The sequence below is a fragment of the Microbacterium sp. Se5.02b genome (assembly GCF_019464375.1).
Classification (GTDB): domain Bacteria; phylum Actinomycetota; class Actinomycetes; order Actinomycetales; family Microbacteriaceae; genus Microbacterium.
This window is the reverse complement of sequence record NZ_CP080491.1, coordinates 3825141-3837780: the sequence shown is the minus strand read 5'-3', so window position 1 is coordinate 3837780 and position 12640 is coordinate 3825141. Positions and strand designations below refer to the sequence as shown.

Annotated in this window: 12 protein-coding genes; 8 read left to right on the top strand and 4 right to left on the bottom strand. The window is 68.0% G+C overall.

Features of this window, described 5'->3' with window-relative positions; all coding sequences use genetic code 11:
* The first annotated feature begins 12 nt into the window (after positions 1 to 12).
* Positions 13 to 960 (top strand): agmatinase, encoded by a 948-nt coding sequence (gene speB, locus K1X59_RS19225; RefSeq protein WP_183151224.1) that lies wholly within the window; start codon positions 13 to 15, stop codon positions 958 to 960.
* A gap of 100 nt (positions 961 to 1060) precedes the next feature.
* Here the strand turns inward: speB and K1X59_RS19220 are convergent, their stop codons facing one another.
* Complete coding sequence (locus tag K1X59_RS19220; RefSeq protein ID WP_220173739.1) at positions 1061 to 1969, bottom strand: serine protein kinase RIO; 909 nt, start codon at positions 1967 to 1969, stop codon at positions 1061 to 1063.
* Positions 1970 to 2231: 262 nt separating this feature from the next.
* On the opposite strand from K1X59_RS19220, the gene K1X59_RS19215 reads away from it, so the two are divergent.
* A complete protein-coding gene (locus K1X59_RS19215; RefSeq protein WP_183151223.1) occupies positions 2232 to 3428 on the top strand; it encodes an MFS transporter in 1197 nt (398 codons plus the stop codon).
* A 21-nt stretch (positions 3429 to 3449) separates the two neighbouring features.
* Here K1X59_RS19215 and K1X59_RS19210 read toward each other — a convergent pair whose 3' ends face one another.
* A complete protein-coding gene (locus K1X59_RS19210) occupies positions 3450 to 4367 on the bottom strand; it encodes a helix-turn-helix domain-containing protein (RefSeq protein ID WP_220173738.1) in 918 nt (305 codons plus the stop codon).
* Positions 4368 to 4480: 113 nt separating this feature from the next.
* Here K1X59_RS19210 and K1X59_RS19205 point away from each other — a divergent pair, with 113 nt between their 5' ends.
* On the top strand, positions 4481 to 4942 hold the full coding sequence (locus K1X59_RS19205; RefSeq protein ID WP_183151222.1) for a DUF3817 domain-containing protein: 462 nt from the start codon (positions 4481 to 4483) through the stop codon (positions 4940 to 4942).
* A gap of 12 nt (positions 4943 to 4954) precedes the next feature.
* On the opposite strand, the gene K1X59_RS19200 is transcribed toward K1X59_RS19205, so the two are convergent.
* Complete coding sequence (locus K1X59_RS19200; RefSeq protein WP_220173737.1) at positions 4955 to 5620, bottom strand: hypothetical protein; 666 nt, start codon at positions 5618 to 5620, stop codon at positions 4955 to 4957.
* 267 nt (positions 5621 to 5887) lie between these two features.
* Complete coding sequence (locus tag K1X59_RS19195; protein ID WP_183151220.1) at positions 5888 to 6688, bottom strand: MerR family transcriptional regulator; 801 nt, start codon at positions 6686 to 6688, stop codon at positions 5888 to 5890.
* Between the two features lie 167 nt (positions 6689 to 6855).
* On the opposite strand from K1X59_RS19195, the gene K1X59_RS19190 reads away from it, so the two are divergent.
* From K1X59_RS19190 to K1X59_RS19170, 5 genes are all read left to right on the top strand, one after another.
* The gene (locus K1X59_RS19190; protein ID WP_183151219.1) at positions 6856 to 8187 is read left to right on the top strand and encodes an HNH endonuclease signature motif containing protein; all 1332 of its coding nucleotides are present in this window, start codon (positions 6856 to 6858) and stop codon (positions 8185 to 8187) included.
* Positions 8188 to 8410: 223 nt separating this feature from the next.
* Positions 8411 to 10276, top strand: a complete 1866-nt coding sequence (dnaK, locus tag K1X59_RS19185; RefSeq protein WP_183151218.1) for a molecular chaperone DnaK — start codon at positions 8411 to 8413, stop codon at positions 10274 to 10276.
* 2 nt (positions 10277 to 10278) lie between these two features.
* The gene (locus K1X59_RS19180; RefSeq protein ID WP_183151217.1) at positions 10279 to 10932 is read left to right on the top strand and encodes a nucleotide exchange factor GrpE; all 654 of its coding nucleotides are present in this window, start codon (positions 10279 to 10281) and stop codon (positions 10930 to 10932) included.
* 7 nt (positions 10933 to 10939) lie between these two features.
* The gene (locus K1X59_RS19175; RefSeq protein WP_220173736.1) at positions 10940 to 11923 is read left to right on the top strand and encodes a DnaJ C-terminal domain-containing protein; all 984 of its coding nucleotides are present in this window, start codon (positions 10940 to 10942) and stop codon (positions 11921 to 11923) included.
* 166 nt (positions 11924 to 12089) lie between these two features.
* The gene (locus tag K1X59_RS19170) at positions 12090 to 12503 is read left to right on the top strand and encodes a heat shock protein transcriptional repressor HspR (RefSeq protein WP_183151216.1); all 414 of its coding nucleotides are present in this window, start codon (positions 12090 to 12092) and stop codon (positions 12501 to 12503) included.
* The last annotated feature ends 137 nt before the right edge of the window (positions 12504 to 12640 follow it).

Below are 12640 nucleotides of genomic sequence, written 5' to 3'. Positions count from 1 at the left end.
CAGGAACGAGCAATGACCGAGAACGTGGGCCCCATCGACGCGTCTGTGAACCCCCGCTACTCCGGCATCGCGACCTTCGCGCGGTTGCCGCGGATCGAAGACGTTCCCCGCGCCGACATCGCGGTCGTCGGCATCCCGTTCGACTCCGGTGTGAGCTACCGCCCCGGCACGCGCTTCGGTCCGTCGCACGTGCGCGAGTCGTCGCGTCTGCTGCGACCGTACAACCCTGCTCAGGACGTGTCGCCGTTCCAGGTCGCCCAGGTGGTGGATGCCGGTGATATCCCGGTCAACCCCTTCGACCTCACCGAGGCCGTGACCGAGGTCGAGCGTGCGGCGCTGGCGCTCGGCGAGCAGGTGCAGCGCATCGTCACGATCGGCGGCGACCACACGATCGCCCTGCCGCTGCTGCGGGCGGTCGCCGCGAAGCACGGTCCGGTGGCGGTGCTGCATTTCGATGCGCACCTCGACACGTGGGACACCTACTTCGGCGCGCCCATCACGCACGGCACGCCCTTCCGCCGCGCGAGCGAGGAGGGGTTGATCGACCTCACCGCGAGCTGTCACGTCGGCACCCGGGGACCTCTGTACTCGAAGCAGGACCTCGAGGACGACGAGCGCCTCGGCTTCTCGATCGTGTCGAGCGAGTACATCGAGGAGCACGGGGTCGAGGCCGGCATCGCCCGCATCCTGCAGCGCATCGGCGACAAGCCGCTGTACGTATCGATCGACATCGACGTGCTCGACCCGGCGCACGCGCCCGGCACAGGCACCCCGGAGGCGGGTGGGCTCACGAGCCGCGAGCTGCTGCGGATCCTGCGCGCGCTGACATCGCAGAACATCGTCGGCGCTGACGTGGTCGAGGTGTCGCCCGCATACGACCACGCCCAGATGACGGGCATCGCCGCGAGCCACGTCGTCTACGAGCTCGTGACGCTGCTGGCCGCCCGCCTCGCCGCCTGATCCCTGTCTTTCCGCCACCCCGCTCCCGTCGCATTCTCTGTCGTTCTGGGGCCGGCTCGCCGACAGAGAGTGCGCCGACAGCCGGCCGGAGGGACTCGGGTCAGTACAGCGCCGCGACGAGCTCGGCGAACAGGTTCTCGGCGTCGCAGTCGACCCGGCGCCGGGCGAACCAGTCGCAGATGTTCACGCAGTCGCGGTGCAGCAGATCGAGCCCCTGCGGGTTGGCGATGATGTCGACGATCTGCGGCAGATCGATCACCCGCACCCTGCCCTCGTGCACGAGGAGGTTGTAGGCCGACAGGTCGCCGTGGCCGAACCCGGACGCGGCGAAGATCCGCATCAGGTCGACGACCTGCGCGTAGTACTCCTGCAGCTCTGTCCGGTCGCTGCGTACCTGGGCGAGCCTCGGCGCTGCCGTGCCGTCGGCGTCGCCCAGGAACTCCATCAGCACCTCGGTGCCGTTCACCTGCACGGGGTAGGGGACGGGTGCACCCCGCTCCCACATCCGGCACAGCGCCGTGAACTCGGCGAACGACCACTGCGCCGCCGCCACCTCGCGACCGTGGTCCGACTTCTTGGCGAGAGCCCGGGTGTCGCGGGTGTTCCTGGTGCTGCGGCCCTCCGTATAGACGGACGACCGGTGGAAGCTGCGATGCTCCGCGCTGCGATAGCGCTTCGCCGCGAGCAGCGTGCTCTGAGCGGGGTCACCGGGCACGGCGCGTTCGAGCAGGAACACGTCGGCCTCCTTCCCGGTCTTGAGGATGCCGCGTTCGGTGTCGAGGGCGCCGGCCGAGGTCACGACCCACGCCGGCCACGGCTCCGGACCGCGCTCCGACGGGGTGATCGCGGGCCAGGTGGACCACCGCTGCCCCTCGCCGGGGTCGACGTCGGCGAAGGAGAGCTCGGTCTCGAGGGCGTCGAAGCGGGTCGCATCGAACGAGCGAGAGTGGAGAGAGGACGAGGTCGCGTCGAAGGACGCTGCTTCCGAGGAAGCGAAGTGATCAGACAAGGTGTGGCTCCGTGAGCGGGAGGCCACGCCAGGATCAGGAGCGGGTGGCCTCGAAGGGAAGGTGGTCGGCGGTGAGCGCGACAATGACCGTGTTCATGTCATCGGCTCCTTCCGCTCGGGCTTCCCGGGCTCGTCCCGGTGCGTCGTCGAGCCTAGGGGGTCCGTCGCGAGCTTGTCCAGGTCGAGTCAGCTCCGGACGAATGGTCGGATGCGGCAGACGCCTGGTCGGGCGACGGCATCCGGATGCTGCGAGCGTGGAACCATGACCACGACAGCGCCCGTTCCCACAGTGCCGCCCACTGCTGCCGCCCGCATCCGCTACGGCGGACTGATCGTCCTGATGATGATGGGCTTTCTGCTGGTCACGGCCGAGTTCCTCCCGAACGGCGTGCTCACCGAGATGGCCGACGGACTCGGGGTCACTCCCGGTCAGGCCGGGCAGACGGTGACGGTCACGGCACTGGTCGGACTCCTGGTGGCTCCGACGATCGGCCTCATCTTCCCGCGTCTCGACCGTCGGTCGCTGCTCGTGTGGATGGCGCTCGCCGCAGCGGTGTCGAACCTGATCGTCGCGATCGCTCCGAATCTGATCATCGTGCTGCTGGCGCGCTTCCTGCTGGGGGCGGCGATCAGCGCCTTCTGGGCGATGTCGATCACGGTCGCCGCGCGGCTGGCCGGTTCTGAGAACCTCGGGCGCGGCGTGATGTTCACCTCGGCCGGTGTCTCGCTCGCGACCGTGGCCGGCGTGCCGCTGGGCGTCATGCTCGCGGAGCTCGTCGACTGGCGGATGGTGTTCGCGATCGCGGGCGTGCTCATGGTGCTGCTCTCGGTGGTGCTGCGACTGGCGCTGCCGTCGGTGCCGGCGGAGCGCGCGTCGAGTCTGCGCCTGCTCGTCGACACACTGCGTCGACCGGGCATCGGGCTCGGCATGGTCGGGCACGTGCTCGTGGTGCTCGGGCACTTCCTCGCCTACACCTACGTGCGCCTGGCTCTCGAGCGGATCCCCGAGGTCGACGCCTCGACCATCGTCGTGCTGCTCGCGCTGTTCGGCGTCGGTGGGCTCCTGGGCAACATCGCGATCGGGCTCGTGATCGACCGCACGTTCGTGTTCTTCGCGGTGTTCGCTCCCCTCGTCATCGCCGTGTCGGTCCTGTCGATGATCCTGTTCTCCGGATCGATCGTCGGTGTCGGCATCGTCGTCGTCGTGTGGGGCTTCTTCTTCTCGTCCTGGCTGATCGTCGTGAACACCTGGGTGGGGCACCGCATGCCCGACCGGCTCGAGGCGGGCGGCAGTCTCGTGGTCGTCGGGTTCCAGGGCGCCATCACGCTCGCGGCCGGTATCGGCGGCCTGCTCGTCGACACGCTGAACGTCGAGCTGGTGTACGTGATCGGCGCCGTCGCGCTTCTCGCCGGTGCGGTGCTGTTCGGAGCGTCGAACCGAGTGAGCAGCAGGGGGTGACGGCCGTGCCGGACGGCGGCGTCAGGCGGGGATCGGCGTCCGATTCGCCAGGCGCCACGACGAGGGGGTCAGCCCGGTGCGGCGTCGGAACGCGCGGCTGAAACCCTCGTCGGAGGCGTAGCCCAGTTCGCGGGAGACCTCCGACACGGAGCGTCCGGCCTCGAGCATCCGCTTCGCGGCGTCGATGCGCACCTCGGTGACATAGTCGGCGGGGGAGCGGCCGACCGTGCTGCGGAACCGCTCGGCGAAGGTCGACCTCGACATGGCGCTGATCGCGGCGAGACGCTCGACCGTCCAGTCGCGGCCCGGTTCCTCGCGGATGGCATCGACCACACGGTCGAGGAACGGGTCGGTCGACAGTGAGGGCCAGCCCGTCGGCGCGCATCCGTTCGCCGCCCATGCCCGGATGACGGACAGCAGCACGGTCGTCGCCATCATGCGGCAGATGATGGGGTCGCCCTGGCGGGCGGGCTTCTGGGAGTGATCGATGACGCCCATGTTCAGGGCGAGGGCGGCAGCCGCAGGCTCGATCGCGTCGAAGCCGGTGACGGTGAGGAAAGGCGGCAGCAGGGCGGGCAGCGGCGACGTGGCATCGGCGAGTTGGATGTCGGCGATCATGAGGCTCGTGTCGTCGCGGGCTTCGAGCACGAACGGCGATCCGCCGAGCGTGAGGAAGGCGTCGCCGGCGACGAGCGCGTCGTGCCGGGCCAGGGGGTCGAGCGTGAGACGCCGAGACCCCGGGTCGACGTCGAGATGGCAGCCCTCGCCGAGCGGAGGATGCCCGACCACGCCGCCGTGCACGATGTAGACCAGGGTGATGGTGTCGGTGGGGATCGGCAGCAGCCCTCCCGCCGGCAGTGAGGCGCGCCGGCCGATGCCGACGCGCAGGTCGACGGATCCGAGCACCTGCGAGAGCGCGTCCGCATCCACTGTCACCATGCCTTCGGCAACGCCGTCGCGATGCTTGATATTCCGACAGGTTCAACCATTCGGTTGATTCGAACGGGTAGGGGCCTCCGGATACGGTGGAAGGACCCCACCCGAGGAGTCCCGTGTTCCGTACCCCCGACCGTCTTTTCCGTGTTCTCGCGATCGCCGAGGCGATCACCTGGACGATCCTGATCGGCGCGATCATCGCCCGCGCCGTCGGCGCTCCGGGGGTGGTGGTGACCGTCGGCGGCGGCATCCACGGTTTCGTGTTCCTCGCCTACGCGGCGACCGCGATCCTCGTCGCGCTCAATCAGCGCTGGCACCTCGGTGTCGGCGTCCTCGCCGTCGCGAGCGCCGTGATCCCGTACGCCACCATCCCGACCGAGATCTGGCTGCATCGCTCCGGCCGCCTCGAGGGGGCCTGGCGTCTCGAGCAGACCGATGATCCGCGTGATCGCCGCTGGTACGACCGTGTGATGCGCTGGTTCCTGCAGCGTCCCTGGGTGCTCGCGGTGCTGCTCGCCGTCGGCATCGTCGCGCTCTATGTCATCCTGCTGCTGATCGGACCTCCCGGCGGCAAGTGAGGCCGCCTCCGGTCACGGCGTGACGACGATCGCGTTCGCCTCGTTGACGTCGTCCATGATCTTCTCGGCGTCGTTGGCCGTGCAGTCCACGATCGTGTAGAGGCCGACCCCGGTCTGCGTGAACGCGCGCGCGGCCATGAGCCAGGAGCGGGAGCCCTCCACCGCGCTGACCTGGCGCATCTCGACCCCGCCGCTGCCGCCGGCCATGTAGCTGAACTCGCCGGTGGTCGCGACGGGAGTGATGTCCGCAGTCGGGGTCTCCAGCAAGACGCCGAGGATCGCGTCCGACGACGCGCTGTCATCGCCGTCGACGACGGGCACATCGGTCAGGTGGCCCTGCCAGAACCGCACGGTGCAGGTGCCGTCGGCCGTCCCGTACGTCCAGCCGCCGTTGCCGTCGTCCGGGGAGACGGTCTCCCATCGCTCGTCGGCCAGGAAGCCGTCGCCCCACTCGATGTAGGTGTCGCTCGCGAGGTCGAGCCCCTCTTCGAAGGTCAACGTCGATCCCTGTGCGCTCTCGGTCGGCGCCTCCGACGGGTCCCCGCTCTCCGAGGAAGGCGCGGAAGAAGGAGCGGTCTCCGGGATCTGCGAGTACAGGCACCCGCTCAAGGACACGAGGGCGACCGCCGCGATCGCTGTCGCGGCCAGGAACCGGGGGATGCGGGCGGAGCGCGTCATGCCGGTCAGCCTAACGGGGTCGCGCTCGCGGCGGTGACGATTCCCTGAGGTGACGACGATTCCCTGAGGTGACGACGATTCCCTGAGGTGACGACGATTCCCCGAGGGGACGATTCCCTGAGGTGACGACGATTCCCCGAGGGGACGATTCCCTGAGGTGACGACGATTCCCCGACGGATCCACGGTGATCGGTCGGCGAATCGTCATACCCTCGGCGGATCGTCGTGGCGTCGGCAGGCCGTCCGGCTCAGCCGCGGGTCACGGGCTCAGCCGCGCCGCACCGGCTGCTGCAGTTCGGTCACCCAGTCCGACTGGTCGTCGCCGATCGCACGGACGTACAGTTCCCTGCACGGGCCGTCGTGCACCAGACCGCGGGCGAGTATCTCGGAGTGGATGGCCTGCCAGCTCTCGTCGATGTGGTCCATAGACCCGAGGTGGATGCCGCAGACGGCCTGATCCGCGGCGGGCAGCTCGATGATCTCGAACCCGTCGTGGGCCGGGCCGGAGTAGGTGTAGCCGACGGTCACCTGGAGCCGGTCGTCGAGTGTCTCGTACTGGGCGATCGGGGTGGACAGGGAATGGTCGTCGCCGATGATCTCCGCGACCGTGTCGAACGCGGGGCCGACGACGCCGGCGACCGATGGCTGGTCCGCGACGGTCGTGCGGATCGCCGCCAGACGCACCGCGGGAAGGGGCTTCTCGATGATCTCGATCGGGGACATGTGGTTCTCTCTTTCGATGAGGTGGAGACGCCGTTCCACGTCGACGAGTCTCTCGGCGGCGATCCGGTGCTCCTGCTCGACCTCGGCGCGACGGATGCGCAGCAGGGCGGCGATGCGATCGGCATCGACGCCCCGCTCGAGGATCGACGAGATGTCATCGAGTCCGAAACCCAGCTGGCGCAGGGCGACGATCCGATGCAGTCGTTCCAGTTGAGAGGGGTCGTAGGACCGGTATCCGCTGAACTCGTCCACGTGGGCGGGCACGAGCAGCCCGGCTGTGTCCCAATGCCGGAGCATCCGGTGGGTCACCTGGCCGATCTGTGCGAACGCTCCGATGGACAACATGTCTCTGTTCTCCCGTCTGCCACAGTGTCAGGGTCAAGTATCGCTTTCGGGATGTGCGGATCGATATCGCGGCGAGTTGTGGAACCTCCGCGACCGTATATCGATATTACGTTTTCGACCCCTGATCTGGCACTTTGAATGTCGGTGGTCCCTGATTGACTCGAGGTATGGCAGCACTGGCGGACGCGACGGTCGAGCAGGTGAAGACGCTTGCCGAGCTCGCCGACATGCTCGTCGGGTTGGAGCGCACGATCAGCAGTCTGCAGGCCGCGCGCGACGGCGTTCTCGCAGTCGGTTCCCGGCTCGCGCTGCAGGTGGCCGACGAAGCGGACCATCCCGATTTCGGCGACCTCGCGGCTCGCACGGTCGCGGCCGAGATGGCGGCGGCGCTGCGCGTGAGCGACCGCACACTGCAGGCGCGGATGACGGAGGCGGTGTGGCGGGTCGAGCGCTTTCCGCTGGTATGGGCCGCCCAGGGAGCCGGCCGGATCAGCGCCGCACATGGGCGGGCTATCTGCGATGCGGCAGAGCATCTGGAAGACGCAGCCGATCGCGACGCATACTCCGCCGAGATGGTCCCCTTCGCCGAATCGGAATCCCCGAACCGGGTGTCGCGGCATGGGCGGCGGGTCGCGGAGCGTTTCCAGTCCCGGTCGGTCGACGAGCGGCACAGGGATGCGCGAGAGAAGCGGTCCGTCTGGGTGAAAGAAGTCGGCGATGGCATGTCGCAACTCGGTCTGCTCGGGCCGTCCGCGCTCGTCCACGGTGCGTTCGAGCGATTGACGCAGATGGCGCAGACCGTGCAGAAGCCGGAACCCCTGGAGCAGGCCTCGGACCAGGAGCAGGAGCAGGATCAGGATCAGGATCCAGTGCAGGAACAGGAGGAGGCGGATCAGCGTACCGTCGCGCAGATCCGCGCCGACCTCGCTCTCGACTTGCTGCTCACCGGTGCTCCGGCGGGCCATGACACGAGCGACGGTCTCCTCGCCGCGATCCGCGGTTCGGTGTCGGTCACCGTTCCGGTCACGACGCTGATGGGAGAGGGTGCAATGCCGGCCGAACTCGACGGGCGTACGCCGATCGACGCCGCCTCGGCGAAGGCTCTTGCAGGTGCGGTGTCCGGATGGGATCGGATCCTCACGCACCCGATCACTGGCGCGCTCCTCGCGGTCGATCGCTACCGTCCTGGTTCCGAATTGAAACGGCATCTGCGAGCCCGAGATCAACGTTGCCGGTTCCCCGCCTGCGGGCACGCCGCCCGCGACTGCGACATCGACCACCATCACGATGCCGCCCGCGGCGGGCCGACCGCCGCGCGAAATCTGGGTCACCTCTGCCGCCGCCATCACGTGCTCAAGCACCATTCCCCGTGGGTCGTCGAGGTGCTCGGCGACGGTGCCTATGCCTGGACGAGTCCGACGGGCAGGGTCTATGTCGATCGGGAGCAGCCCCAGAACACGGTCACCTTCGTGGAGGAGCACGCCCCGGCGCCCTTCTGATTCGCAGCCTCAGCGCATTTCCGACCGGGCGCAGAGGGTCTCTGGGTCCGTGTCGGCAAACTTGAGTCGACTCGTATCAAGTCGATTTGACACGTGCGATGGGCGAGCGTACAGTTGAGTCATCGCGACTCAGGTTTCCCTGGTCGCCGCGGAATTCCGTGCAACGCGGACTTCTGCGCCACACGAACTTCTGTAAAAGAACTTCCAACAAAGGAGAGAACACATGGCACGTGCTGTCGGTATCGACCTCGGAACCACCAACTCCGTCGTCAGCGTCCTCGAGGGCGGCGAGCCCAAGGTCATCGCCAACGCCGAGGGCTTCCGCACGACCCCCTCGGTCGTGGCCTTCACCAAAGACGGGGAGGTGCTCGTCGGTGAGACCGCGAAGCGCCAGGCCGTCACCAACGTCGACCGGACGATCGCTTCCGTCAAGCGCCACATGGGCACCGACTGGACCTTCGACGTCGACGGCAAGAAGTGGACGCCGCAGGAGATCTCCGCGCGCATCCTCATGAAGCTCAAGCGCGACGCCGAGGCCTACCTCGGCGACACGGTGACCGACGCTGTCATCACCGTTCCCGCGTACTTCAACGACGCCGAGCGTCAGGCCACCAAGGAAGCCGGCGAGATCGCGGGACTCAACGTCCTGCGCATCATCAACGAGCCGACCGCGGCCGCTCTGGCCTACGGCCTCGACAAGGGCAAGGAAGACGAACTCATCCTGGTCTTCGACCTGGGTGGCGGAACATTCGACGTCTCGCTGCTCGAGGTGGGCAAGGACGACGACTTCTCCACGATCCAGGTGCGCTCGACCGCGGGTGACAACCGCCTCGGTGGAGACGACTGGGACCAGCGTCTCGTCGACTACCTGATCAAGCAGTTCAAGGAGACCACGGGCGTCGACGTCTCGGGTGACAAGATCGCCCTGCAGCGTCTCAAGGAGGCTGCGGAGCAGGCGAAGAAGGAACTCTCCTCCTCGACCTCGACCAGCATCAACCTGCCGTACCTGTCGCTGACGGAGTCCGGCCCGGTGTCGCTGTCCGAGACCATCACCCGTGCGAAGTTCGAGGACCTCACGAAGGACCTCCTCGACCGCACCAAGAAGCCGTTCGAGGATGTCATCCGCGAAGCCGGCATCAAGGTGTCCGAGATCGACCACATCGTGCTCGTCGGTGGATCGACCCGTATGCCCGCGGTCGCCGAGCTCGTCAAGCGCGAGACCGGCAAGGACGCCAACAAGGGTGTCAACCCGGATGAGGTCGTCGCCGTCGGCGCCGCCCTCCAGGCCGGTGTCCTCAAGGGCGAGCGCAAGGATGTCCTCCTCATCGACGTCACCCCGCTGAGCCTCGGCATCGAGACCAAGGGCGGCATGATGACCAAGCTCATCGAGCGCAACACGGCCATCCCGACCAAGCGCAGCGAGACCTTCACCACGGCAGACGACAACCAGCCGTCCGTCGCGATCCAGGTCTTCCAGGGTGAGCGTGACTTCACGCGCGACAACAAGCCGCTCGGCACGTTCGAGCTGACCGGCATCGCCCCGGCTCCCCGTGGCATCCCGCAGATCGAGGTCACCTTCGACATCGACGCCAACGGCATCGTGCACGTGTCCGCCAAGGACAAGGGCACCGGCACCGAGAAGTCGATCGTCATCTCCGGCGGCTCGTCGCTGTCGAAGGAAGACATCGAGCGCATGGTGCGCGAGGCCGAGGAGCACGCCGCTGAAGACAAGGCACGCCGCGAGGCCGCCGAAGTCCGCAACCAGGCCGAGACGCTCGCGTACTCGATCGACAAGCTGATCACCGAGAATGACGACAAGCTGCCCGAAGACGTGAAGACCGAGGTCAAGGCCGACGTCGACGCGCTCAAGACGGCGCTGGCCGGCGACGACGACGAGGCCGTGAAGACCGCGTTCGACAAGCTCAACCAGTCGCAGTCCAAGCTCGGCGAGGCCATCTACGCCTCCTCGCAGGCGGATGCCGCTGCCGGTGCTCCGACTGACGGCGAGGCCCCGACCGGTGACGCCCCCTCCTCCGAGGAAGACGTCATCGACGCCGAGGTCGTCGACGACGAGGACGAGAAGAAGTAACCATGACCGACAAGAACTTCGACGAGAACCAGAATCCTGAGTCCGCCGAAGGTCGCAGCGAGGGGTCGGATGCTCAGGCATCCGGCCCCGTGCCGCACCAGGATTCCCGTGATGCGCAGGCCGCCGAGGGCTCGGACGAGACCCCGGCAGACGGCGCTCCCGACGACCTGACGGTCGACGACATCCTCGGCGCGACCCAGACCGGCGAGGCCGCGGCCGAAGACGCCGTGCTCGCCGACCTCGAGTCCACTCTGCTGAACGACCTCAAGCGACTGCAGGCCGAGTACGCCAACTACCGTCGTCGCACCGAAGAACAGCGGCAGGTCGAGATCGAGCGGGCGAAGGGCGAGGCCGCCAAGGGCCTGGTCCCCGTGCTCGACGACCTCGATCGTGCAGCCCAGCACGGTGATCTGGTGGAGGGCACGCCCTTCGCCGTGATCGCCGACAAGGTGCGTGCGGTGGTCGAGCGTCTCGGAGTGGTGGCCTACGGCGAGAAGGGCGAGGAATTCGACCCCCAGCGCCATGAGGCCATCTTCCAGCAGCCGACCCCCGGCGCCGAGAAGACCACGGTGCTCGAGGTCGTCGAGGTGGGCTACCGCCTCGGTGACGTCGAGCTGCGTCCCGCGAAGGTCGTCGTCGCCGTTCCTGCGGAGTAGGTGATCGATGGCCAGCCAGGATTGGTTCGACAAGGACTTCTACAAGACCCTCGGGGTCTCCAAGGACGTCAGCGATGCGGATCTGAAGAAGACGTATCGCAAGCTCGCACGGAAGTACCACCCGGACTCCAATCAGGGTGATGCCAAGGCGGAAGCGAAGTTCAAGGAGATCAGCGAGGCCTACTCGGTGCTCTCCGACGCGGAACAGCGCAAGGAGTACGACGAGATCCGTGCCATGGGCTCCGGCGCTCGCTTCACGGCGAGTGGCCAGGGCGCGGGCGGGTTCGAAGACGTGTTCAGCCGTTTCGGCCAGCAGGGTCGGGGGCAGACCGCCGACTTCGAAGACATCTTCGCGATGTTCAACCAGGGTCAGGGCGCGAGCTTCGGCGGCGGACGCTTCGGGCAGCCGAGCGGCGGTTATCGCGGCTTCGGCGGTCCACAGCGCGGCGCCGATGTCACGGCTCGCACCACGCTCGACTTCGCGACGGCCGTGCAGGGCGAGACCATCTCCCTGCAGGGCGAAGACGGCAAGCCGTTCAAGGTGAAGATCCCCGCGGGTGTGGCGGATGGGCAGAAGATCCGTCTGCGCGGCCGCGGCCGCCCGTCGCCGGACGGCGGGGAGAACGGCGACATCGTGGTGCAGATCACGGTGCGCCCGCATCCGGTCTTCACGCGCGACGGGCTCAACCTTCGCGTCGTGGTGCCCGTGACGTTCACCGAGGCGACCCTCGGCGCGACGATCGAGGTCCCGACGCTCGGGGGCGACGTGGTCAAGCTCCGCGTGGCACCCGGCACTCCCTCCGGGCGTGTGCTGCGCGTCAAGGGGCGAGGCGTCGCGACGGCGAAGGGCACCGGCGATCTGCTCGCCGAACTCCAGGTCGCGGTGCCGACGCACCTCGACGACGCCGCACGTGAGGCGCTGGAGAAGTTCCAGGAGCTCGAACCCACGGAGAACCCGCGGGCCGAGCTCATGGCGAAAGCGCGGCGATGATCGACCTCTGCTGCCCCCGCGTCGACGCAGGCGTTCGCGCCGGATCAGGCCGTTCCGAGAGGAATGTGCCTGATCCGGCGTTTCTGCCTGCGTGCGCGGGCGGCGGAGCAGCGCGTGCGGAAGCAGCACGTGGAGCAGGAAGCAGGAGTGGAGAGAAGAGCCTGTGATGAACGCTGACACGCCCGTGTTCGCGATCGCGGCCGCGGCAGAGCTCTCGGGCCTCCACCCGCAGACCCTCCGGCAGTACGACCGCATCGGACTCGTGGTACCAGGACGCACCACCGGTGGTTCCCGCCGCTACTCACCTCGGAACATCGAGCAGTTGCGCGAGGTGGCCCAGCTCTCCTCCGAAGGCATGAGTCTTCCGGCGATCGCCCGTCTGCTCGACCTCGAAGACGAGAACAGGATGCTGCGGGGGCGCATCGCGGTGCTCGAGAGCGCCCTGCGCACCGAGCGCGAGAATCGTCCGGGCGTGCGCGTGTTCGCCGCGGGATCAGCGGGCGTCGTGCCCGTGCCGAGCGGCCGCCGCATCCGCCGCTCCACCGACGTCGTGCTCTGGGATCCGCGCGGCACCGCGTAGGTCGGGAATCCGCTTCCTCGGGTTGCGGCACTTCCCCGCTCCGCGATGGGGCCCTCCCGTGGGCGACGCGAGGCGAGGCGAGGGGCGCAGGCCCACAGCAGATGGAAAAGTGCGCTTCCTAGCGTGGACGCAGGGAA